The 23603-nt window shown below is 46.3% G+C and carries 20 protein-coding genes and 1 other RNA gene; 5 read left to right on the top strand and 16 right to left on the bottom strand.

The features are described from left to right. Positions 1-24: 24 nt before the first annotated feature. From ftsZ to VR7878_RS07315, 15 genes are all read right to left on the bottom strand, one after another. Positions 25-1254, bottom strand: coding sequence for a cell division protein FtsZ (gene ftsZ / locus VR7878_RS07385; RefSeq protein ID WP_077334834.1), 1230 nt, complete (start codon positions 1252-1254; stop codon positions 25-27). Between the two features lie 30 nt (positions 1255-1284). After that, positions 1285-2547: a cell division protein FtsA gene (ftsA, locus tag VR7878_RS07380; protein WP_077334833.1), complete on the bottom strand. Its 1263-nt coding sequence runs from the start codon at positions 2545-2547 to the stop codon at positions 1285-1287. Continuing rightward, positions 2528-3322, bottom strand: a complete 795-nt coding sequence (locus tag VR7878_RS07375; RefSeq protein ID WP_077334831.1) for a cell division protein FtsQ/DivIB — start codon at positions 3320-3322, stop codon at positions 2528-2530. The genes ftsA and VR7878_RS07375 overlap by 20 nt, the downstream gene beginning before the upstream one ends. Before the next feature lie 184 nt (positions 3323-3506). Next, positions 3507-4970 (bottom strand): UDP-N-acetylmuramate--L-alanine ligase, encoded by a 1464-nt coding sequence (murC, locus tag VR7878_RS07370; protein WP_077334829.1) that lies wholly within the window; start codon positions 4968-4970, stop codon positions 3507-3509. 11 nt (positions 4971-4981) lie between these two features. After that, a complete protein-coding gene (gene murG / locus VR7878_RS07365) occupies positions 4982-6046 on the bottom strand; it encodes an undecaprenyldiphospho-muramoylpentapeptide beta-N-acetylglucosaminyltransferase (RefSeq protein WP_077334827.1) in 1065 nt (354 codons plus the stop codon). Then, entirely contained in the window at positions 6033-7190 is a 1158-nt protein-coding gene (gene ftsW / locus VR7878_RS07360; RefSeq protein ID WP_077334906.1) for a cell division protein FtsW, read from the bottom strand. The genes murG and ftsW overlap by 14 nt, the downstream gene beginning before the upstream one ends. A 54-nt stretch (positions 7191-7244) precedes the next feature. Then, positions 7245-8564 (bottom strand): UDP-N-acetylmuramoyl-L-alanine--D-glutamate ligase, encoded by a 1320-nt coding sequence (gene murD, locus VR7878_RS07355; protein WP_077334825.1) that lies wholly within the window; start codon positions 8562-8564, stop codon positions 7245-7247. A 138-nt stretch (positions 8565-8702) separates the two neighbouring features. After that, positions 8703-9785 carry a phospho-N-acetylmuramoyl-pentapeptide-transferase gene (gene mraY, locus VR7878_RS07350; RefSeq protein WP_077334823.1) on the bottom strand — a complete coding sequence of 361 codons (1083 nt, stop codon included), beginning with the start codon at positions 9783-9785 and terminating at the stop codon, positions 8703-8705. Then, complete coding sequence (gene murF / locus VR7878_RS07345; RefSeq protein ID WP_077334821.1) at positions 9782-11143, bottom strand: UDP-N-acetylmuramoyl-tripeptide--D-alanyl-D-alanine ligase; 1362 nt, start codon at positions 11141-11143, stop codon at positions 9782-9784. The genes mraY and murF overlap by 4 nt, the downstream gene beginning before the upstream one ends. After that, positions 11140-12633 (bottom strand): UDP-N-acetylmuramoyl-L-alanyl-D-glutamate--2,6-diaminopimelate ligase, encoded by a 1494-nt coding sequence (murE, locus tag VR7878_RS07340; protein ID WP_077334819.1) that lies wholly within the window; start codon positions 12631-12633, stop codon positions 11140-11142. The genes murF and murE overlap by 4 nt, the downstream gene beginning before the upstream one ends. A gap of 9 nt (positions 12634-12642) precedes the next feature. Next, positions 12643-14364 carry a penicillin-binding transpeptidase domain-containing protein gene (locus VR7878_RS07335; RefSeq protein ID WP_077334817.1) on the bottom strand — a complete coding sequence of 574 codons (1722 nt, stop codon included), beginning with the start codon at positions 14362-14364 and terminating at the stop codon, positions 12643-12645. Next, entirely contained in the window at positions 14361-14684 is a 324-nt protein-coding gene (ftsL, locus tag VR7878_RS07330; protein WP_077334904.1) for a cell division protein FtsL, read from the bottom strand. Before ftsL ends, VR7878_RS07335 begins: the two co-directional genes overlap by 4 nt. Positions 14685-14689: 5 nt before the next feature. Further along, positions 14690-15646, bottom strand: a complete 957-nt coding sequence (rsmH, locus tag VR7878_RS07325; protein WP_077334815.1) for a 16S rRNA (cytosine(1402)-N(4))-methyltransferase RsmH — start codon at positions 15644-15646, stop codon at positions 14690-14692. Positions 15647-15876: 230 nt separating this feature from the next. Further along, an RNA gene (rnpB, locus tag VR7878_RS07320) (RNase P RNA component class A) lies at positions 15877-16268 on the bottom strand. Positions 16269-16385: 117 nt separating this feature from the next. Then, the gene (locus VR7878_RS07315; RefSeq protein ID WP_077334813.1) at positions 16386-17765 is read right to left on the bottom strand and encodes an MATE family efflux transporter; all 1380 of its coding nucleotides are present in this window, start codon (positions 17763-17765) and stop codon (positions 16386-16388) included. Positions 17766-17933: 168 nt separating this feature from the next. Here VR7878_RS07315 and VR7878_RS07310 point away from each other — a divergent pair, with 168 nt between their 5' ends. Continuing rightward, positions 17934-18833, top strand: coding sequence for a LysR family transcriptional regulator (locus tag VR7878_RS07310; protein WP_077334811.1), 900 nt, complete (start codon positions 17934-17936; stop codon positions 18831-18833). Between the two features lie 495 nt (positions 18834-19328). Here VR7878_RS07310 and rsmI read toward each other — a convergent pair whose 3' ends face one another. Next, a complete protein-coding gene (gene rsmI, locus VR7878_RS07305; protein WP_077334809.1) occupies positions 19329-20192 on the bottom strand; it encodes a 16S rRNA (cytidine(1402)-2'-O)-methyltransferase in 864 nt (287 codons plus the stop codon). Between the two features lie 61 nt (positions 20193-20253). On the opposite strand from rsmI, the gene VR7878_RS07300 reads away from it, so the two are divergent. From VR7878_RS07300 to VR7878_RS07285, 4 genes are read left to right on the top strand one after another with little or no spacing between them, the layout of a single operon-like run. Next, on the top strand, positions 20254-22062 hold the full coding sequence (locus VR7878_RS07300; protein WP_077334807.1) for a penicillin-binding protein activator: 1809 nt from the start codon (positions 20254-20256) through the stop codon (positions 22060-22062). Then, positions 22049-22417: a YraN family protein gene (locus VR7878_RS07295; protein WP_077334805.1), complete on the top strand. Its 369-nt coding sequence runs from the start codon at positions 22049-22051 to the stop codon at positions 22415-22417. Before VR7878_RS07300 ends, VR7878_RS07295 begins: the two co-directional genes overlap by 14 nt. A 3-nt stretch (positions 22418-22420) precedes the next feature. After that, positions 22421-23011, top strand: a complete 591-nt coding sequence (locus VR7878_RS07290; RefSeq protein WP_038183172.1) for a phosphoheptose isomerase — start codon at positions 22421-22423, stop codon at positions 23009-23011. A 3-nt stretch (positions 23012-23014) separates the two neighbouring features. Further along, positions 23015-23599, top strand: coding sequence for a BON domain-containing protein (locus tag VR7878_RS07285; RefSeq protein WP_077334803.1), 585 nt, complete (start codon positions 23015-23017; stop codon positions 23597-23599). Positions 23600-23603: the final 4 nt, after the last annotated feature.

Genomic DNA, 23603 nt, shown 5'->3' with positions numbered 1-23603 from the left:
TGAGCGGTGTCAAATTATGATAAATCAATCAGCCTGACGACGTAAAAAAGCTGGAATATCGAGATAACCACTTTCTTTCTCTTTCGGAGCAGTCTGACCCGCGCCTTGAGAATTTGCCGATGAAGGCTGAGATTTTGACTCAATATTTCCCTGCAACTTCGGTGCCACTTTCTCTTCAGATTTCGCGGCAACATGAGGTGCGTTTGCTTGTTGTGGCGAAGCCACCTGCTGCTGCGCACCTGCTGATTGTGCTGCGTTCGCTTTACCACCGGCTACAAGCGTGATATCGGGTTTCTTTTCATTACCGATACCCGTTGCAACAACAGTTACACGAATTTCATCAGCCATATCAGGGTCTAGCGAAGTACCGATGACAACGGTTGCGTTATCCGAAGCAAATGCTTTCACCGTATTACCGACCGTTTCAAACTCGTCCAATCGCATATCAAGACCAGCGGTAATATTGACCAGTACACCACGAGCACCTGCAAGGTCGATATCTTCCAACAGTGGACTGGAGATAGCCATTTCAGCGGCCTCTTCTGCCCGATCTTCACCTTTGGCGACACCGCTGCCCATCATAGCATGTCCCATTTCAGACATGACCGTTCTCACGTCTGCAAAGTCCACGTTGATCATGCCCGGGCGAGTAATCAATTCCGCAATCCCCTGAACTGCATTCTTCAATACGTCGTTCGCACTGGCAAAGGCTTCGAGTAATGTGATACCACGACCCAAGACTTTAAGCAGCTTCTCATTCGGAATCGTAATCAAAGAATCAACGTGCTTTGATAACTCTTCGATACCTTGCTCTGCAAAGGCAAGACGTTTCTTTCCTTCAAAGCTAAAAGGCTTGGTGACTACAGCAACCGTTAATACACCCAGCTCTTTTGCAACTTCAGCAATCACCGGTGCGGCTCCGGTACCAGTTCCGCCACCCATACCAGCTGCGATAAACACCATATCGGCACCCGTTAGGGATTCTTTAATTTTTTCTTTATCTTCAAGAGCAGCATCACGTCCTACTTGAGGATTTGCACCAGCACCTAACCCTTTGGTGATATCTCCACCAATTTGAATCACAGTACTTACACTTGTTTTACGAAGTGCCTGTGCATCTGTGTTAACACTGATGAATTCCACGCCTTCGATGGATTCACGCACCATGTGTTCTACAGCGTTACCGCCGCCGCCACCAACTCCAACGACTTTAATTACAGCATCGTCAGACATTTCCATCATCGGTTCAAACATGTGTTATCTCCGTTTTTCCTGCAACTCAGGTTAAAACTCTTTCTGTATCCAATTACGCAAACGACTCAATAGTCCGGACATTGATTGGCGCTTAGGCTCACTATATTCTGTCTCGTCGCTAATTTGACTATCCCTTGCATAATGGAGTAAACCAACCGCCGTAGAATGATACGGCTCTTTTACGTAGTCCGTGAGTCCACTCACTTCAAGTGGTTTTCCTACACGAACCTGATTGCGGAAAACGCGTTCCGCACACTCAACCAGACCTTCAATCTGAGCGGCACCACCCGTCAGGACGACCCCCGCAGCTAAATGATGTTTAATCCCTTCGGATCGTAACTTTTCCTGCACGGTATCGATAGTCTGGTGAACTAGTCCCATTAATTCAGTGTAGCGAGGCTCTATCACTTCCGACAAGGTTTGACGCTGCAAACTCCGGGAAGGGCGTCCTCCGACACTGGGTACATTGACCGTGTCATCTTTACTGACTAACTCACTCAATGCACATCCATATTTTACTTTTATCTCTTCAGCATCGCTGACTGGCGTCCCGAATGCAAATGCAATATCACTGGTCACCGCATTACCGGCATACGAAAAAACCTCTGTATGACGCAGCGCACCACCGGTCCAAATCGCAATATCCATCGTTCCGGCACCGATATCGACCACACAAACACCAAGTTCCCGCTCGTCTTCAGTGATGACTGCGTTGCTGGCAGCGAGCCCGGAATAAACCAGCTGCTCGACTTTCAATCCACAACGCTCTACAGCCTTAATGATATTTCTCGCCATATCATTATGACAGGAAATAAGGTGTACACTGACTTCCATACGTACACCGGATAAACCAAGTGGGTTTTTAATTCCTTCTTGGTAATCAATCGTAAACTCTTGGGGAATGACATGCAGAATTCGCTGTTCATCACCAATTTTAATTGATTTTGCGGTATGAATGGCTCGATCCATATCTTCCTGAGAAACTTCTTCCTCAGAAATAGTCCCCATACCCTTTTCAATTCGACTTGCAATATGTTTACCAGAGATTGATAAAAATACATTGCTAATCTGACATTCAGCCATCAATTCAGCTTGATCAATCGCCCGCTGAACAGACTTTACAACCGATTCCAAATCATTGACACCACCCTTATCCATACCTCTGGATGGGCTTGTCCCTGCGCCGATGATATTAATCTGCCCATCGGGCAATATTTCTCCGACTAAAGCAGAAACAGTTGCCGTGCCAACATCGAGACCCACTATTATGTTGTCATCGGTCATTTTTGTCATCCGTTGTATTCTCTTGCTCTAACTCTTGTTCCGAAAACCACCCGACCGCAGCTCCAGTGTCATATCTGAGGTCAATATAGCTTATTTTTTCAGCTTTTTGACCAAAGTAACGATAAAGTGCAACGAACCTCATGATTCGCTCCTTGATGGATTCTTTCCCCAGTTCAAGGCGAATACCATTATCCAGTATTATTTGCCAAGCTCTTCGCTCATTCAGCAACAGAGAGGAAATATTTAATCCTAATTTTTGAAACTCAGGATTATATTTTCGCCACATATCAAGCACTTCAACCGATGAATTTTCCGGTCCGTATAATTTGACATGCTCGCCTTGCACAAGCCCTAAATCGCCATGGAATACAACCCCATGATCATCCAGAAGAGACTGACCATTCCAGATTGCCTGAACCTGATGTTCAGTCAGAAACACTTTAATCGTATCAGGCCATTGCTTGCGAATCGACGCGTGCTCAACCCACGGAATCATTTGCACACGACGTTGTAACTGATCCACATCCTGAGACATAAACGTTCCGACATGATCCAACGTGGCAAAGGCCTGCTGAACATCGTGTGCCGTGACATAATTCAAGTGTCCCTGCAAAACGATTCGAGACAGTGGCAAACGATCTTCATCCCACATCCAACTTAACGCTGAGTAAAGTAATAATCCGATGAAGAAAGTTACCGAGAACAGAAAAATCCCACCCCAGACCCGTTCTCTGAGCCATGGTGATAGTGATAGCTGATGGCTTCTCATTAATATTTGTTTCATTCAAGTTCACCGTCAGCCATCAATTGACTTTGTACATCCTGCTGTCGAATTACAATTGTGGCAAAAACATTCACTATAACTTTCGAATTATACTGAGCTCACTAAAAGTATCAAATAAAGAAAAACAGAAATTTAGCTCTGATGCCAACTTCTTCATCATTTGAAACAGATAAATATTGGTTTTTTATCCTACTTGTTGCATTTCTTCGATATTTAACTGTAATGATGCTAATTGTCTCGCCACTTTGCCAATATCACCGGCGCCTTGAGTCAACACTAAGTCACCATCTTGTAATACATTGGCGAGGACACTCGGCAATGTCTGAGTATCCGGAACAAAAATCGGGTCTATTTTACCGCGACTCCGAATCGTCCGGCACAATGAACGCCCGTCAGCACCGGCAATTGGTTTTTCTCCTGCCGGATAGACATCAAGCATAATCAATACATCCACTTGCTCAAGTACATTGGCAAAATCATCGTATAAGTCACGGGTGCGACTATAGCGATGGGGTTGGAAAATCATCACTAAACGTTTTTCGGCCCAGCCACTTCTGGCTGCCTGAATAGTCACATCCACTTCGGTCGGGTGATGACCATAATCATCAACCAGCATGACTTTACCGCGTCCGGAATCAAATACACCTAAGTGATCAAAGCGACGACCGGTTCCCTGAGTGCTTTCCATTGCTTTCAAGATAGCTTCATCACCAATGTCATCTTCTGTCGCAACGGCAATGGCAGCGGCTGCATTCATCGCATTGTGTCGGCCGGGAATATTCAACGTAATTGATAAATCAGAACGCCCCTTGCGCACCACTGTAAATTGACCTTGTTGGCCACGCTGCTGATAATTTTCAATCCGGACATCGGCATCCGGTGAAAAACCATATGTAACCACATGCCGACTTAACTGAGGAATCAGCTCCCGGACAACAGGATCATCAATGCAGAGAATCGCCTGTCCGTAAAACGGCAGATTATGCAAAAACTCGATAAAGGTTCGTTTCAGCGTTTCAAAATCCCCGTGATAGGTGTCCATATGATCCGCTTCAATATTGGTCACGATACTGACCATCGGCTGTAAGTGTAAGAAAGAGGCATCACTTTCATCGGCTTCAGCGATTAGAATACGGCTACTGCCCAGTCTTGCATTGGTTCCGGCACTCTTGACTAACCCGCCATTGACGAACGTCGGATCCAATCCGGCTTCTGAATAGATTTGGGTGACTAAAGCGGTCGTGGTCGTTTTTCCATGTGTCCCCGCGACAGCAATGCCATGACGGAAGCGCATCAGTTCGGCTAACATTTCAGCCCGGCGGACTATCGGCACCCGTCTTTCTCTGGCTTCAGCGAGTTCAGGGTTGTTCATATCAATTGCGCTAGAAACAACGACAACACTGGCTTGCGCAACATTTTCTGCCTGATGCCCGATATGAATGATTGCACCTTTTGCTTTTAAATTATCGGTGATCGTATTGGCTGCAATATCAGATCCGGTGATCTGATAGCCTTCATTCAACAAAACCTCGGCAATCCCACTCATGCCGGCACCACCGATCCCGACAAAGTGAATACACTTCACCCGACGCATTTCAGGAACAATTGCTCTAAGCTGGGATAGGTCAGGTGTATATGTCATTGTCATGAAACTTTCCATTATTCAGTTAAAGAGATGATCGCATTTGCTACGATCTTATCGGCGTCAGGCTGAGCGAGTTGTTTGGCTTTTATCGCCATATCGAGCAATCTGCTGCGATCGAGTTGAGCAATCGCATCGGCCATTTTTTGCGCACTCAGCTCGGGTTGTTCAATCATTAGTGCAGCACCGGCTGCGACCAAATGATCTGCGTTCAGTGCCTGCTGGCGATCTTTGTGCATGAAGGGCACAAAGATCGCACCCACACCGGCGGCGGCCACTTCAGAGACCGTTAACGCCCCGGATCGGCAGATCAGCAAATCTGCCCATGCATAAGCTTCGGCCACATCATCAATAAATTCGGTCACACAAACATGTTGAATCTGTTGCCGGCGATATTGTGCCTCTACAGATGACTGATTTCCCTTACCGGCCTGATGACGAATTTCAACCGGATAATTCGCCAACAATGCCATTGTATCAGGCATCGTCTGATTCAAAATTCGGGCCCCCTGACTTCCGCCCATCACCAAGATACGAATGGGACCATGGCGATCTTTCATTCTCTGTGCAGGGTCAGCCAAGCGGGCAACGTCCGTGCGAACCGGATTACCGACAACATCGGCATCCGGAAATGCACCGGGAAAGGCCTGAAACACACGTCGGGCAATACGAGCCAGCCAACGGTTAGTCAAACCGGCTACCGCATTTTGTTCATGCAATACTACCGGAATCCCGAGCAGCCAGGCAGCAACGCCTCCGGGGCCACTGACATAGCCGCCCATGCCTAACACCACATCCGGTTGCCACTGTTTGATATAAGTTCTGGCCTGAAAAATTGCATTGATAATTTGAAAAGGCGCTTTGAGTAAACGCAGAACGCCCTGCCCCCGCAAGCCTTTGACTTTGATAAAATCAATCTCAATCTGGTGTTTAGGAACCAATTCAGCTTCCATTCTGTCGGCGGTTCCCAACCAACGGATTTCCCACCCTTGCGCTTGCAATGCTTTGGCAACCGCAAGCCCGGGGAATACATGTCCGCCCGTACCGCCAGCCATTACCATTAAACGTTTATTCTTGATCATCTGCGTTCTTTACAACTTCTTTTTCTACATCCGCGAGACGGCATTCAAAATCTATTCTCAATAAAATTGAAACCGCGACAGACATTACAATTAAGCTCGAACCACCATAACTAATCAGTGGCAGCGTTAACCCCTTGGTCGGAACAATCCCGGCAGCGGCACCAACATTAACCAAGGTCTGAAAGGCAAACCAAATACCAATCCCGAAAGCAAGATAACCACCAAACTGTTGCTCATGTTCAAATGCCTTTTTACCGATGAATACCGCTTTCATCACCAGCCACATCAGCAACAGTAAGACCAAAACAACCCCGACGAATCCCAGCTCTTCAGCTAAGACGGCAAAGACAAAATCTGTATGTGCCTCCGGCAAATACTCCAGCTTTTGAATCGAGTTCCCAAGCCCTTGTCCAAACCAGCCGCCCCGTCCGAAAGCCATCAGTGATTGTGTCAGTTGATAACCACTGCCGAAAGGGTCTTCCCAGGGGTCGAGAAACGACGTCACCCGACGAATACGATACGGTTCTGCAATAATGAGTCCGATGACGGATACCACCCCGGCAACCATCAAGGCAATAAACTGTGACAACTTTGCTCCGGCAATGAATAGCATGCCGAATAAAGTGACTAACATAACAACAACGGTTCCCAAGTCAGGCTGAAGCAACAACAAAATAGCCAGACATGAGAACACCATGATGGGTTTCATGAATCCGCCAAAAAAGGTTTGCCGGACTTCATCATGCTTTCTGACCAAATAGCCAGACATAAAAATAAATAACGTCAGTTTTGCAACTTCTGCGGGCTGTAGGTTAAACAACCCCAAAGGAATCCAACGGGATGCGCCATTCACCGACTTTCCGGCAATCAGTACAATCACCAACAGCACAAATGAGACAGCCAATAGTAGTGAGCTATACTGAAACCAACGCTGTAACGGTAGCTGCAAAACAATGGCAGACACAACTAGTGCCAACGCTAAAAAAGTCGCTTGCCGGAACATAAAATGAAACGGTTGATCGGTCAGTCGCGAACTGACAGGAAATGATGCCGAAGTTACCATCACCAAACCGATTAACATCAGTCCCAGTGCAATCCATACCAACTGTCGATCAAACAACACCTGAGGACTCGGCGTCTTCAGCCATTGAATAATTCTGGCAGTTGCTTTCGATACGAGTGACACAATAACCCTACACTATGCGTATTGGTGTGCTAAAGCGGCAAAAGCATCACCTCTTGCCATAAAATTCTGAAACTGATCAAAGCTGGCACAGGACGGTGAAAGCATCACGATATCTCCTTCTGAGAGCTGAGGTGCGATATCGGTAATCACATCAGCCATCGTTTCATACTGCTTTGCTGCCGGGTGCAACCGCATAAACTGCTGACCATCACGACCAAAACAACAGAGCCGGACATTCAGTGAATTCAGAACCGGAGCCAGTGGCGAGAAGTCAGCGCCTTTACCGACACCTCCGACTAACAAATACAACGTCCCTTTTAAAGTCAAACCCGATAGCGCTGCCAATGTACTGGCAACATTCGTCGCCTTAGAATCATTGACCCACTGAATCCCACGATTATCGGCAACAACCTGACACCGATGTGTCAGTCCTGTGTAAGACTTGAGGGTATCAAGCCCTTTTTCATAGCCAATCCCTGCGTGTTGCAACAGTGCCAGTACTGTCAGAACATTGGCAAGGTTATGCCGTCCGACTAACTTGAGTTGATCACAGGCTATCACCGGGCGCCCATCCGCCACCAGATATTCACATTCATCGATATACTGAACAGAGAAATCAGCCGCTTGTGAGATGGAGAATGTGACCACCGCGCCTGAAAATGTATCAGGAAATGTAAGGGGGTCGTCACAATTGACGATAGCGGCTTGGGCATGATTAAAAATACGCAGTTTTGCTTGGCGGTACCCTTCAATATCCCGGTATCGATCCATGTGATCTTCAGACAAATTCAAAAATGCCGCGGCTTTCAGTTTGAGATGACTTGTGGTTTCTAACTGAAAACTGGAAAGCTCCAGAACATACAGTTCAACCGACTCATCAATCAAATCCAGTGCCGGAATACCGATGTTACCACCGACCGCAACCCGAAGACCGGTCGCTGCGGCCATTTTTCCGGTTAAATCAGTGACGGTACTCTTCCCGTTGGAACCGGTAATGGCGATGACAGGTTGATCGACATGCCAGGCAAATAGCTCAATATCACCGACAACCGGTGTACCGGTCTGAATGACTTGCTGAATTTCTGGTGTTGCTAACGCGATTCCGGGATTAATAACGACGAGATCAGCTGCGGCCAGCCATTCATTGCACCAGCCACCTTGATGACATGCAATCCCGGCCGGTAATTCACTCAATCCCGGAGGATTCTCTCGGGTATCGATAACTTTGACAGCAATATTCGGATGATATCTATCAAGATATTTCACAACCGAAAGACCCGTGATTCCTAAACCAACGACAACGACATTCTTTACATCTTGCCAATCATTCATCTTAACTACGCCATTCCAAGTCTATGCTTAAGCTATTACTCTAAGATAGACAATATCGCCACCCCAAAACCACCATAGTACAGCATCATACAAATCTCTGTAACTTGATGAAACTCTGTAACTCGATGAAACAAAGTATCAACGGACTTTCAGTGTTGCCAGGCCAATTAAAACCAGCACAATTGAAATAATCCAGAAACGCACAATCACACGCGGCTCAGGCCACCCTTTTAATTCGTAGTGATGATGAATCGGTGCCATTCTGAAAATACGTTGTCCACGCAATTTATAGGAGCCGACTTGTAGGATCACCGAAAGCGTTTCCATCACAAAGACTCCGCCCATAATCACCAGCACAAACTCCTGCCGAACCAGTACAGCAATGGTTCCCAGCGCGCCACCTAAAGCCAGTGATCCGACATCGCCCATAAATACCTGAGCCGGATAAGTATTGAACCACAGAAATCCAAGCCCGGCGCCGACAATCGCAGTACAGACAACAGAAAGCTCGGAAGCATCAGCGATATAAGGTATATGGAGATAATTGGCAAAGTTCACATTTCCGGTAGCCCAGGAAATCACACCAAAACCGGCAGCGACTAAAACGGTCGGCATAATCGCCAATCCATCCAGTCCATCGGTCAGGTTGACCGCGTTGCTGGTACCGACAATAACAAAGTAAGTCAGGACGATGTAAAACATCCCCAATTGTGGCATGACATCTTTAAAGAAAGGCACCACGAGTTCTGTTGCACTGGTATCTTTACCATGCATATACAAAGCAAATGCAACACATAAAGCAATCAGAGACTGCCAAAAATACTTCCAGCGTGCGATCAGACCATCGGTATTTTTGCGCACAACTTTACGATAATCATCGACAAAACCAACGACACCGTAGCCGAGCAGTACAAACATTACTGCCCAGACATAAGGATTAGATAAATCCGTCCACAGTAGCACCGTAATAAAAATGGATGCGAGAATCATCACCCCGCCCATTGTCGGTGTACCGCGCTTGCTGAAATGAGATTCAGGCCCATCATTACGAACAACTTGCCCGATTTGTAGCAATTGAAGTCGCTTGATAAGACGCGGCCCCATCCAGAGGGAAAGTCCCAATGCAGTCAAAATACTGACAATAGCCCTGAATGACAAATATTCAAACAGACGAAAAAAAGAAAAATATGGCTGTAATAATTCTGCAAGCCAAATAATCATGCGTATTTCTCCTTGAGAGCAGCAACTATCTTACCCATGCCGGCACTATGTGCGCCTTTGACCAGTAAAACATGCTCTTGATTTTGATGATTATCGAGTTGCTGCTCGATATACTCCATCATGTGTTGGTGTGAAGAAAAATGTCTGCCTTGGCACACCTCACTGATAACTTTGGCATCTTCGCCATATGTCAGCACATAATCAAACCCAAAGGGTGCTGCATGTTCACCGACTTGACGGTGAAGTGCAAGACTTTCATCACCTAACTCAGCCATATTTCCCAGAATAAGCCATCGCACTGCGGAGAATGTTGCCAGCAGATCAATGGCTGATTTTACCGCCGGTACACTGGCATTATAGCTATCATCAATCAGACGAATTTGGGGTGTGAGCATCGACATATCCACGCGCCCCTGCACATTTCTTGCGTTAGCTAATCCTGTTTTTATTTCATCTAATGTGGCACCGGCAGCCATCGCCAATGCAGCCGCAGCCAAGGCATTGGCAATATTATGTTCACCGATAATATTCAATTGAATATCTCGCTGGCCTTGCGGTGAAACCAGAGTAAAACTCGGACGAGCAGATGAATCCAGACGAACTGACTGTGCATAAAAATCAGCAGACGCATGTTGCCGAGAAAACGTAACAACGTGTTTATCCGCGAGAACCTTTTCCCACAGCGCCTCCCCCTGACTATCGAGGTTAATGATCGCTGTCGCTCCGGGGGCTAACCCTTCAAAGATCTCCCCTTTGGCAACCTTGACTCCCTCCATCGACCCAAAACCTTCTAAGTGAGAAGCCGCAACATTATTAACCATTGCCGCATCCGGTCTGACGAGTCGGGTCGTATAGGCAATTTCACCGACATGATTTGCCCCCAGCTCAATAATAGCAAAGTCATCTTCAGGGCAAGAGCGGAGTAATGTCAAAGGTACGCCAATTTCATTGTTGAAATTCCCTTGAGTGTATAGCACCCGACCTTTTTGGGATAAAATCTCCGCAACCATTTCTTTGACAGTCGTTTTACCGCAACTGCCCGTAATCGCGACAGTTTTTGTCTGACACTGTTGATGAACCCATGCCGCGACTGTGCCTAAAGCTTGGCGAGTATCACGAACAATGATCTGAGGTACGTTCACCGGTAGTGCCCGACTTACCAATAACGCCTGAGCCCCTTGTTCAATTGCATGATCCGCAAAATCATGTGCATCAAAACGTTCACCGGACAAAGCAATAAATAATGCCCCGCTATCAATATGACGGGTATCCGTTGAGATTGAATGGATGCAGAGATCATTACCGATCAGTTCTGCATCAAGAACGTTCGCCAATTGTGATAATAAAACCTGAATCATGCTGTTAACTCCAACAGTCTTATTGCTGTCTCCCGGTCAGAGTAATGATGAACACCCTCAGCCGTAACCTGATAATCTTCATGCCCTTTTCCTGCCAGCAGGATAATATCGTTTTCATCAGCATGGGATAGGGCGAATTCAGTTGCTTTTTGCCGCTGATGTTCAATCTTCACATCCATCGGAGAGTGTAAGCCGTGTAACATATCCTCAATAATCTGCCGGGCGGCTTCACTACGTGGATTATCATCCGTCAGAACGACACGGTCAGCCAATCGCTCAGCAATGGCAGCCATCAGCGGGCGCTTGCCCCGATCCCGATCACCACCACAGCCAAAGATGACCCATAACTTGCCACGGCAATGAACCCTCAGCGCAGAGAGTGCTTTTTCCAGTGCGTCAGGCGTGTGGGCATAATCAACCACAATTTTTGCACGTCCGGCTTTTTGGAACAGTTCCATACGGCCGACCACAGGACATAAACGCCCGGCTGTCGCGGTTAAATCATCTTTATCAAATCCGAGCACCAGCATCGTCGCAAAAGTCAGCAACACATTACTGGCATTAAATGCCCCAATCAAAGGGACAGAAAAATGCCCGCTTCCCCATGAACTATCAAAAGAGAGATGAATGCCATCTTTGCTATAACGGATATCCGTCGCCCAGACACCAAGCCGGGTTTGCGGACGCTCCGACAAAGAGACACCGATCACATCATCCAATTCATCACACCATGAACGCCCAACCGGATCATCGGCATTAATCACTGCGCGCTGGCACTGATGTGTGCAAAACAGTAACTTCTTCGCTTGCGCATAAGTCTCCATATCACCATGATAATCAAGGTGATCTCGACTTAAGTTGGAAAAAACGCCCACATCAAAACACAAAGCTTTCACCCGCCCTTGCACCAAACCGTGGGATGAGACTTCCATCGCTGTATAGTTCGCCCCTTGATTCATCAAAGCAGATAGTGTTTGCTGAATTTCAATTGCACTGCCGGTTGTATTCCCGACAGGCTTTAACTGTTCCAGAAAACCGTTGCCGGTCGTGCCCATCACCGCACATCGATTCCCTAATAAATTTAACCACTGCGCAATCAGTTGAGAAATCGTTGTTTTGCCATTCGTCCCCGTAACCCCGACCAGCGAGTGATGTTGGCTCGGATGACGATACAGACGCCCTGCTAATTCAGAAAGATGTGTATTCAGATCATCCAAATAGATGATCGGCACTGAAGTGTGAGTCTCGATGGTGCCGTGTGGTTTCTGTGGGTCTGACTGGGCAATAATCAGGCTGGCTCCTGCTGTAACAGCAGCATCAATAAACGTCCGCCCATCGATGTGATGGCCGATAACCGCAACAAATGTATCTCCGGGATGAATCTGTCGACTATCGAGAACCAGTCGCTGAACCGGGATATCAGCATATGTGGTTGCCTCTAACTGAAGCCAAGGAGAAATCAATGCCGCAATCGATATACTTTCACACATATGTATTCCTTATTTACTTCGGGGCTGATTATCATCGGGCGCAATATTCATGATCTGGAGTGCCCCTTTCATGATTTCAGCAAAAAAGGGCGCAGCAACCGAGCCACCGTAATATTCATCCCCTTGCGGCTCATTCACAACCATCACTAAAGCCAAACGAGGGTCACTCACCGGTGCAATCCCAGCGGTAATATTGACATATTCATCACTATACCCCCCTTTTGTTGCCTTTCGTGATGTCCCGGTTTTTGCCGCAACCCGATATCCGGGAATCGCCGCCTTGGTTGCCGTTCCTCCGGGTTGAGTCACCGTTTCCATATATCCCAGCACTAACTTCGCAATATCACGATCAATCACCTGCTTGGACAAATCCTGCTGGTTATTCTCGATAATATGCAGTGGTTGATAAACACCATAATTTCCCAAAGTGGCATAGGCATGAACCAGTTGAATCGGGGTAACGGAAATACCATAACCGAATGCTAATGTCGCAATCTCGAATTTGGACCACCGTGTCCGGTTTGGAAAAATCCCCATAGATTCTCCGACCAAATTCAATCCGGATAATTCACCCAATCCAACAGAGCCGTAAACTCCCAATAGCGCCTGAATTGGCATTCGCAAAGCTAATTTGGCAACGCCAATATTGCTCGATTTTTGGAGAATTTTTTGTAAGTTGGCTTTTCCGACACGAGACACATCCCGGACACGACTCCCGCCAATGCGAAAAACCCCGTTCTCGGTATCAATCACCGTATTTTGATCGGCAACACCATTCTCAAGCGCGGCAATTTCTGTGAACGGTTTAATTGTTGAGCCCGGCTCCATAGCATCGGTCAGTACCCGGTTTCTCATGCGAAAAGTTTGCAAATCTGAACGATTATTCGGGTTATATGATGGCGCATTGACCATTGCCAGAATGGCACCGCTTTTGACATCGACAACAATCGCCGATGCCGATGTCGCCCGGTGATCCGCCTTAGCTTGTTTCACCGCCCGATAAGCAATGGCCTGAATTCGTTGATCAATGGTGAGCTGCAGTGGTTTACCTTCTTGCTTGGCTTCTAAAGCAATATTTTCAACCACCCGACCGTAACGGTCTTTACGAATCACCTGCTTGCCGGCTTCGCCACTGAGCCAGTTGTCATAACTTTTCTCGACGCCTTCTAATCCATGACCGTCAATTCCGGTCACACCAATTAAGTGAGCACTAACTTCACCAGAAGGATAATAACGCCGCGATTCTGACTTCAGGCCAACCCCTTTTAACTTCAGCTCACGAATATATTTTGCCATCGGTGGGTTCACCTGACGCTGCAGGTAGATAAAACGACGACTTTTATTTTCAGAAATTTTATCAATCAAAGCCTGCCGATCGAGCCCCAAAACATCAGCCAAAGCGTACCATCGGTTCCTGTCATCCAATTCATGGTATTTAAAAATCGTGGCGGGATCGGCCCAGACAGCATCAACAGGTACGCTTACAGCCAGCGGCTCTCCGTTCCGATCAGAAATGATTCCCCGCGCTGACGGAATTGTTTTCGCACGGATCGAGCGCAAATCCCCCTGATACACCAAGTTATCAGGCTCAACCACCTGTATATAGGCAGTACGTCCAATCAGAATCGCAAAGGCAGAGAAAATGAAGAATAAAATGATATAGAAGCGCCAACGGATGAAAACATGGCTTTGAGAAGGCTGCTTTTTGGGAGAAGACTCTATCTTTTTCATTTCAGAGGAACTACCACTTCCTTGTCTGCATCGGGACGAATCATATTCAGGTCTTTCTGAGCCAAATCCTGAACTCGACTGTTATCTGAAAGCGCAGTTTCTTCCAATAACAGATTCCGCCATTCACTGTCTAAATGTTCTCGTTCAACCATCTCATGTTCGCGTGCCGTGATAGCGAGTCGGGCTTGATGCGTGGTAAATACGATTCCCATCGCAGTGACGAACATAATGAAAAGCAAAAACAGCGCTAAGCGCCCTGCGGTAAATAGATCGGTTAAAATTAACCAAGCTAAATTCGGGCTGGATTTGCTGTTTTTCATCTCGGTCATGCCAATTTTTCCGCAATCCGGAGCACTGAACTTCTGGAGCGGGTATTTTGTGCGACCTCTTGCTCTGAAGGTTTGATCGCCTTACCAACCGTTTTTAGACGAGCACTCCCCAACGCCTGAATCTGAGCATCCGTCAGAGGAAGCCCATGAGGCACTTCAGGCCCTTTACTTTCTTTGCGCATGAAATGTTTCACCATCCGGTCTTCTAACGAATGAAAACTAATTACGGATAAACGCCCTTGCGGTGCAAGTATCGATAACGCACCTTTTAATGCGCAATCAATCTCTTCCAGTTCACTATTGATATAAATCCGAAATGCCTGAAAAGCGCGGGTTGCCGGATGTTTCTTCTCTTTATAATTCTTCGGTACAACATCGGCAATCAGTTGAGCCAGTTGCCGGGTTCGTAATAACGGTTCATTTTCTTCATCACTGCGATATTCAATAATCGCTTTGGCAATTCTGCGAGCGTAACGATCTTCACCAAATTCACGAATAACCCAAGTAATGTCATCCAAATCCGCATCATTCAGCCACTGCGAAACAGGAATACCGGATGTCGGATCCATCCGCATATCCAGCGGCCCATCTTTTAAAAAACTGAAGCCGCGATCCGCATCATCTAACTGAGGTGAAGAGACGCCCAAGTCAAGCAGAACTCCGTCCACTTTACCGCTCAAGCCATATTCCTCAGCATAATCAGCGATTGCAGAAAAAGGGCCGTGAATAATCGTAAAACGGGGATCATCAATCTGTCTAGCAGCTTCAATTGCCTGTGGATCACGATCAATACTGTAGAGTTTTCCCCGAGGCCCGAGTTTGGACAAAATCGTGCGCGAATGCCCACCCCGGCCAAACGTGCCGTCGATGTAGATACCGTCGGGTTTGATATCCAACCCTCGGATGGATTCATCCAACAGGACGGAAATATGCTGAAATGTAGTTTGCGTCATTCGTTCTCTCGTAAAACCTATGCAAGCAACCCATCCCATATGCAACAAACACAAGGGCCGAATACGTTAAACTTGCTCAGGACACTATGGTAGTAGAATGCCAGAAACACTGCTACCGTCTTCCCGAATACCAGACGTGATATTGCGCCAAGTTTAAACGATCTGGGACAGATAACGTCAATATAAAGCAAAAAACCCATCATGACTGAATATCATGATGGGTCAAGAATAGCCGGAGTTAACCTATAAGCCGGGTTCTGTTCCGTTTTGCAACGGTAGTAGCCATTCCTCTAGGCCAGCAATCGCTCACTGGCTCAAGCAACCTACCCGCTCCCAGACGCGAGCCACGCCATACGAGAGCCTATTTGGTCTTGCTCCGGGTGGAGTTTACCTTGCTACGAACTGTTACCAGACGCACGGTGCGCTCTTACCGCACCCTTTCACCCTTACCTGACCACAAGGGTCATCGGCGGTCTTCTCTCTGCTGCACTTGTCGTGAGCTCTCGCTCCCCAGGCGTTACCTGGCACCCTGCTCTATGGAGCCCGGACTTTCCTCCCCTTTATCAGTCTCCCCGGTAAAACCAAAGGACATCAATAAAGCAGCGACTACCCAGTCAACTCCGAGCGCGAATTGTATAGAGAAAGGAGAACGCTGTCTACCGATGAAAAAACGACTGCCTGTTTTTCCATCCAATATCAATATGATTGAACCGTATCAATCCGGATGTTTTGTTCCCACTTATTGCTGACATTTAGATAAGAGGGCAGCTTCCGCCGAAAGCGGTTGTTTATTTCTCAAACCGTTTAAATTTATTAATAGCATCGGTAATACAATCGCCGTGAAAACAATGTTTGATAACGGTACCGACAACCATACGCCTTCAATCCCCCACAGTCTTGGTAAGATAAACAAGAAAGGCAATTGCACCACCATGTTGCCAACCGAAACAAACAAGGCTTGGCCGCCTTTCCCTACCGCGACAAAGTAAATCGACGCCATAAATAAGAAACCATCTAAAAACAGCGCCATCAAATGCAAACGAATCCCAACTTTGGTGGCCTCAATTAACGGCTCGTTCGCATGCGTAAAGAAGCTGGCAAAAAATTCCGGGAAGCAATTCAATACAATGACCACAGCAATGCCGGAACCGACGGTCACAGAAAATGCTAATTTCACGGTTTGGATAATGCGCTGGTACTGCTTTGCCCCAAGGTAATAACTGACTGGCGGCTGCAAACCACTGACCAGACCTTCAGCAAAAAAGTAATAACAACTGGCTAAATAACCGACGATGGCAAACGCTGCCAATTGGGTCGTGTCCCCATAGTCCATAAAGAGTCGGTTGTGCAGGGCGATGATAAAACTCATATAGATAAACATCACCAAGTTTGACGCGCCCAACTGCATCATTCGCTTAGCGATACTGCTATCAAACTGATTGAACGATAAGATGGTTTTTGCTTTGGACGAGATAAAATACCTCAGGCATAAAACGCATGTCGCAAGCTGTGCAATCAAGGTTGCGACCGCCGCCCCTTTTAACCCCATGCCTAACATCCCTAAAAAGACATAGTCCAAAACAATATTCATTAATGCCCCGACCACAATAAAAAGCGTGGCCATATTCGGACTATCATCATTACGCACTAGCATCGGCATCGCACTGGCGCCAATGGAAATCAAAGCCCCATACGACATGATTTCAACATACTGCCAACTCAGCATCAGCGTGTGACCCGTCGCACCTTGCAGGTGCAAACCACTTTTACCGAAGGTAATAAATACCAGTGAGGCAAATAAGCCAATGCCGACCACCAAAAACAGAGCCGTCACCAGTGTTGCTTGCGTTGCATAAAGGTTCTTCTCGCCGCGATACTGGGACAATACACTGCCACCGCCCATGCCGATGAGAAGCCCAAAGCCCATGATCAGACCCAATAATGGAATCGCCATATTGATTCCGGCTAATCCTTCACTTCCGACATAACGTCCGACAAAGAAGCCATCGATGATCTGATACAAACCACTCACCAGCATGGCAACGATAGAAGGAATCGCAAAACGCCAAAAGGCCTGTGCGACCGACTGGGGTAGCTGAGTTGGTGTCACGGTTGGCATTTTACCTCTCCCATTGCATAAAAGTGGAAGCATAATATGACAAATTAAGATATAAAAAAGTTAGTTACTATCCGCTTATGGGATAGGTGATAAACTCAGCAAGCAAGCTTGGGAAACATACTCAAATTGAATATAAGTAAACTGAAGATGAGTGCACTGGAGGCATGAATGAACTGGACTCTTGATCAACTACTCGCGTTTGTAACGGCCGCTGAATTGGGATCGTTTTCGGCTGCGGGAAGAAAGCTGAATAAAGCGCAATCTCGAATTAGCAGTGCCATTGCCAATTTAGAACTTGATTTAGGCTTTGAGTTGTTTGATCGCCGCTCTAAGTTTCCGGTGCTTACATCATTAGGCAAAGAAATGCTGCCCGAAGCGCAGGCCGTTCTGAACCAATGCTTACGCTTAGAATCAAGAGCCTTAACAGCCGCGAGTCAGGAGCCGATTTCATTACGTATTGCCATAGACGAGGCGCTTCCTTTAGAAACCATCCATACCATTTTCCCCCAACTCAGCAATACCTTTCCTAACACTCACTTGGTTATCACCAACGGTTCCCGAGATGATATCGCAGTTGCCATTGCCCAGCATAATGCAGATATTGGCCTCATGATCAGTCACAATGAATTACCCGCCAAATTACAATTACACACGCTCGGCTATTTAAAAAAGGTGCTCATTATTGGTAAACAGCACCCACTGGCCAATGAAGATATTCTAAGCCTGGCGCAATTACGGCAGTATCGACAATTCGTCTTATGCAATCGCTCCGGGGAAAATCGCGAACACGCCTTCAGTCCGGATCATTGGGATATCGACAGTTATTATTTAATTTGTGAATTGGTCACACAAAATCAAGGATGGGCGATTGTGCCTGAACACATAGCCAGCACGGAATGGTTTTCACAACAACTCAAAATTGCCAAAAGTGACATATTATCGGACCGCTTTATGGAAGTCGGTATTGTCACACTGATTCAAAGCCCTCGCTCGACGCTAACGGATTGGATTATGGTTCAAATGCGTCAATTAATGGCAAACCACCCGAACGAAGTGGGGGCTCCATGAGGCAACGATAGTTTGATAAATCAATCTCTTATCAAGAGAACCGTTCTCAATGAAAAAGCGTGGCATTTTGATGAAAAATGCCACGCTTACGGAAGCGAACGATGCACAGCTGATTACTTCACTTTCAATAAAGACAAAATGGCCGTGAGTTCTGCTACAGCTTTAGAACTATTGGTATTGCTGCTTTCCAACTCACTCACAATTTCTTTGAGCTTGGTAGAAGATTCATGAATCCCAACCAAGCTCCGGTTAATATCCTCGGCTACATTGGATTGCTGTTCTGCAGCAGAAGCAACTTGAATGGTATTATTGGCGCGTTAAGGCACCGTTTATTCGATAGAAAAAATGATGTCCTGAAGAGAATTCTCTGAAGATCGGTAGCCATACTCCGATTCGCTCTGATTAGAGAAAACAAGACGGTTCAGCAACAACGTCAGACAAGAAAAAGCCCCGTTCAACAGCCGCTGAACGGGGCTTTTCCATAGTTCATCCGCATCAATCCAGATGTTCAAGTCCCCACTTATAAAGTGCATTTTTCTTCAGGTGGTACATTTCAGCTACCAGCCCGGCAGCTTTTTTCAAAGGAAGCTCCTGAACGAGGATTTTAAGCATTCGAACAGCGTCCTCAGAAAATTCATCTGACTCAGAACGCCGATACCCATGAATAAGTAACACCATTTCACCCTTGCGACGGTTTTCATCGGCCATCACCCACGGGATCAGTTCTCCCAACGGCAATCCCTGAATCGTCTCAAAGGTTTTCGTCAGTTCTCTTGCCAGAACGACTTCTCGCTCAGAACCGAGCACTTCCTGTAAATCGTGGAGTGATTCAATGAGGCGATGAGTGGATTCATAGAAAATACAAGTCCGCTCATCGTGCGCGATATCTGCTATCTTGTCTTTACGAGCTTTTGTTTTCGGGGGGAGAAATCCTTCAAAACTAAATCGATCCGATGGTAAACCGGAAGCACTCAATGCCGCGATGACAGCACAAGCACCGGGCAAAGGCACGACTTTTACACCCGCCTGACGACAAAGTTTTACAAGATGATATCCTGGATCGCTGATTAATGGTGTTCCGGCATCAGACACTAAAGCAATCGACTGTCCGGATAACAGTTTATCAACCAACAACGAAGCTTTCTCCTGCTCATTATGATCATGGAGAGAAAACGTTTTAGTTTGAATGTTCAGGTGAGATAAAAGCTTCCCGGTGTGGCGCGTATCCTCCGCAGCAATTATGTCGACCTGAGAAAGAATATCGATGGCTCTTTGCGTTATATCGCCTAAATTACCAATTGGCGTGGGAACAATGTATAGTGTTGGCGCTTGCTCCTGCAACGTTTTATGATTAGTCATTTGTTTATCATCACTTCAAAGATTATTATAGAGACAATTTTACCGGAATAATGTACAGCTCATGGCTCAGAAAAAGCATAACAGACTCAATGTGGCACGCCTAATCACTCAGATTACATTCACAATCCTTCTTGCGGCATGTGCTTCCAATTCAATAGACTCGAACGGTGTCGATATTACTCAAAATCCGACACTCAGTTCCCGGGACTATCTCATGAGAGCCGACAGCAATGAAGGGTCAATACAAAATGACTGGCTGATCATGGCGCTTAAAGCAGCAGTGAAAGACAACCAAGTCGCACAGGCGAATCTGCTGTTATTCCGGCTTACCAAACAAAAACTGACAGAAACACAGCAAGCGGAATGGCAACTTGCCCGAGCCAGACTGTTTTTGAATAATGATCAGAATGAAGCAGCACTTGAACGACTGGTTTTTAAACCGTGGTGGAAGTTGCCTGATGCTCAATGGTTAGCATTCTATCAGACTAAGGCTGATATTTTTATAAGTCTTGAAAAATGGTTTGATGCAGCTCGGGCTTTAATCGAAGTTTATGACCTGAGCCCGCAGAATATTCAACCGAAAGTTGCCCGTCAGATCTGGCAAAACCTTTCACATTATTCCGCAACAGAGATTACCGACTTAAATGTTTCATCAGATGAAGATGAATTAGCCGGCTGGCTACAGCTTGCCATTTATATGAAGACACTGGATGGTGATCTCTCCCAACTCAAAAATACACTGGAAAAATGGTTGGCTGAGAATAGCCATCATCCGGCAGCGATTCATATACCCGGTGGCGTCAAAGCGGTGCTCGCTATGAAAATCTCAACCCCGAAAAGAACCGCTTTGCTCCTGCCACTGAGTGGTAAATTTTCTCAGCAGGCTCAATTAATCCGCGATGGATTTATGTTTGCGATGATGAATGATCGGGACAGAGATCCGGATATGACGCTGAATGTGATCGATACCAACGAACAGTCATTTTCAGATACGGTGAATCAGTTGATGCAAGAGCACACCGATTTCGTTGTCGGGCCGCTGATCAAAGAAGATATCACCCAACTACAACAGATAGAGAAACAGAAAAAACATCAAATTCCGATGTTAGCCTTAAATATTCCTGAAAATATCGGTTCGAATTCAGCTGCATGTTATTTTGCCCTGTCTCCTGAACAAGAGGCCAGCCAAACTGCAAAACATTTGTTCCGTCAGGGATATCAGTATCCGATGCTCCTTGTACCTCAAGGAAGTTACGGAGAAAGAGTCGCAGATGCCTTCCAGCAAGAGTGGAAAAAATATAGTAAACATCCAGTTACGGTTAGTATGTTTGGCGACAAACGTCACTTACAGCAAAACATCAATGCTGTCTTTGGCCTACAAGACAGTCAAAAAAATATTGCTCAAATGGAAGCGTTACTCAATATAAAGCTGGAAAATCAGCCTCGTAGCAGACGCGATATCGATACAGTTTATATTGTTGCTAACAGTGCAGAACTCACACTACTCAAGCCATTTATCGAAGTGGCAATTAATCCGGACACAACACAACCAAAACTGTTTGCCAGCTCCCGGAGTAATAGTAGTAATCAATATGAAGATCTCTCAGGTGTCACATTTAGTGATATCCCGTTACTGCTCAAACCTCAAGCTGCGACTAAAGAACAGATGGAAGAGTTGTGGCCGAAAGATTCCAATGCTGAGAAACGACTGAAAGCAATGGGAATGGATGCATACACTTTAATGACATCACTCCCGCAAATGAAAGCGGTCGAGGGGTATCAGGTTGAGGGGCAGACTGGCACACTCAGTATTGATAAGCAGTGTATCGTCCAGCAAGAGTTAAGCTGGGGAGAATATGGCTCACTTTAACCAGCGGGAGATCGGCGCTCGCTATGAACAAGCAGCAGCTACCTTTCTACTGGAGCGAGGCTTACAATTGATCAGCCAGAATTTTTCATGTCGCGCAGGTGAAATTGATCTGATTATGCGCGATCAACAAACGACTGTATTTGTTGAAGTAAAGTATAGGAAGAACCGCCACTTCGGCCATGCGGCTGAAGCTGTCACACCGACAAAAACTAAAAAATTAATCCAAACTGCTCAGTTTTGGCTATTAAAACAAGGCTTATCACCTTATGACACTGATTTTCGTTTCGATGTGATTGCCATCCATCAAGATGGCCATGACATTGATTGGTTCCAAAATGCAATAACGCAGGGATAGTCGATGCTCGAAAGCATTAAAGCTAGTTTTACTGAAAGTATTCAAATTCAGATTGCTGCCGCAGAAGCATTACCAGATGCTATTACACATGCGGCACAGGCCATGGTTGCCAGTCTCCTTAATGGTAACAAAATCCTTTGTTGTGGTAATGGCGGCTCATCAGCAAACGCTCAACAGTTTGCATCTTGTCTGCTCAACCGTTTCGAAACCGAGCGCCCCAGCCTTCCGGCGATGGCGCTAACGGCAGACAATACGACAATGACTGCCGTCGCCAATGATTACCATTACCAAGAGATTTTTTCCAAACAGGTGCGAGCCTTTGGACAAGCCAATGACATCTTGTTAGCCATTTCTACCAGTGGTAATAGTAAAAATATTATCAAAGCCATGGAAGCGGCCGTGACCCGAGATATGACGATCATTGCCCTGACAGGCAAAGATGGCGGTGAAATGGCAGGACTATTGGGAGAAAACGATGTAGAAATTCGTATTCCTTCTCTCCGGACTGCCCGTATTCATGAAGTCCATATGGTTACATTACACTGCCTCTGTGACCTCATTGATCAAGTTTTATTTCCGCCCCATGAAGAGTAAATCATGAAAAATTTAACCATTCTGATTACGTTATCTCTTGCTGTCATGTTATCCGGATGTGTTGGGTTGTTTATTGCCGGTGCAGCAACGACAGCCGATATCGTCACTGATCCACGTTCGACTCAGCAAATTTGGGATGATAATTACATTGAAGCTGAAATAACCGGCTTAATCAGAAAACCACCCTACCGTGGTAAAACCCGTATCGTCTCTAACTCTTTTCGTGGAGTCGTGGTATTAATGGGTCAGTCTCAGGATGAGAAGCTGTTGGAGTCATTAGAAAAAGATGTGCAAAAAATTAAGGGCGTCAGAGATGTTCATGATCAGGTTAGAATCCGTCAGCCCTTAAGTACGTCGGACATCAGCCAAGACAGTTGGATCACAACCAAAGTTAAATCATCCCTATTAACAGACAACCAATTGAGCGGTGTTAAGATCAAAGTAATCACTGAAGATAAAGAAGTATTCTTATTTGGTTATGTCACAGCAGAACAGGGTAACCACGCAGCAGAAGTTGCACGTAATATTTCCGGTGTAAAGCGAGTGATTAAAGCATTTCAATATGCTGCCAGCCCACAAAAGCAGTAATAAG

Source organism: Vibrio ruber DSM 16370 (assembly GCF_900163965.1).
GTDB lineage: Bacteria > Pseudomonadota > Gammaproteobacteria > Enterobacterales > Vibrionaceae > Vibrio > Vibrio ruber.
Note: the sequence above shows the minus strand (reverse complement) of the source record. Positions and strands in the feature narration are given on the sequence as shown.

Coding starts and splice junctions, on each gene's coding strand:
- VR7878_RS07335 (WP_077334817.1), bottom strand. CDS start 14,364: ATGAAAAAGATAGAGTCTTCTCCCAAAAAGCAGCCTTCTCAAAGCCAT.
- VR7878_RS07290 (WP_038183172.1), top strand. CDS start 22,421: ATGCTCGAAAGCATTAAAGCTAGTTTTACTGAAAGTATTCAAATTCAG.
- VR7878_RS07310 (WP_077334811.1), top strand. CDS start 17,934: ATGAACTGGACTCTTGATCAACTACTCGCGTTTGTAACGGCCGCTGAA.
- murF (WP_077334821.1), bottom strand. CDS start 11,143: ATGATTCAGGTTTTATTATCACAATTGGCGAACGTTCTTGATGCAGAA.
- VR7878_RS07300 (WP_077334807.1), top strand. CDS start 20,254: ATGGCTCAGAAAAAGCATAACAGACTCAATGTGGCACGCCTAATCACT.
- ftsA (WP_077334833.1), bottom strand. CDS start 2,547: ATGACAAAAATGACCGATGACAACATAATAGTGGGTCTCGATGTTGGC.
- VR7878_RS07315 (WP_077334813.1), bottom strand. CDS start 17,765: ATGCCAACCGTGACACCAACTCAGCTACCCCAGTCGGTCGCACAGGCC.
- VR7878_RS07285 (WP_077334803.1), top strand. CDS start 23,015: ATGAAAAATTTAACCATTCTGATTACGTTATCTCTTGCTGTCATGTTA.
- mraY (WP_077334823.1), bottom strand. CDS start 9,785: ATGATTATTTGGCTTGCAGAATTATTACAGCCATATTTTTCTTTTTTT.
- murE (WP_077334819.1), bottom strand. CDS start 12,633: ATGTGTGAAAGTATATCGATTGCGGCATTGATTTCTCCTTGGCTTCAG.
- rsmI (WP_077334809.1), bottom strand. CDS start 20,192: ATGACTAATCATAAAACGTTGCAGGAGCAAGCGCCAACACTATACATT.
- murD (WP_077334825.1), bottom strand. CDS start 8,564: ATGAATGATTGGCAAGATGTAAAGAATGTCGTTGTCGTTGGTTTAGGA.
- VR7878_RS07375 (WP_077334831.1), bottom strand. CDS start 3,322: ATGAAACAAATATTAATGAGAAGCCATCAGCTATCACTATCACCATGG.
- ftsZ (WP_077334834.1), bottom strand. CDS start 1,254: ATGTTTGAACCGATGATGGAAATGTCTGACGATGCTGTAATTAAAGTC.
- rsmH (WP_077334815.1), bottom strand. CDS start 15,646: ATGACGCAAACTACATTTCAGCATATTTCCGTCCTGTTGGATGAATCC.
- ftsL (WP_077334904.1), bottom strand. CDS start 14,684: ATGAAAAACAGCAAATCCAGCCCGAATTTAGCTTGGTTAATTTTAACC.
- VR7878_RS07295 (WP_077334805.1), top strand. CDS start 22,049: ATGGCTCACTTTAACCAGCGGGAGATCGGCGCTCGCTATGAACAAGCA.
- murG (WP_077334827.1), bottom strand. CDS start 6,046: ATGATCAAGAATAAACGTTTAATGGTAATGGCTGGCGGTACGGGCGGA.
- murC (WP_077334829.1), bottom strand. CDS start 4,970: ATGACAATGACATATACACCTGACCTATCCCAGCTTAGAGCAATTGTT.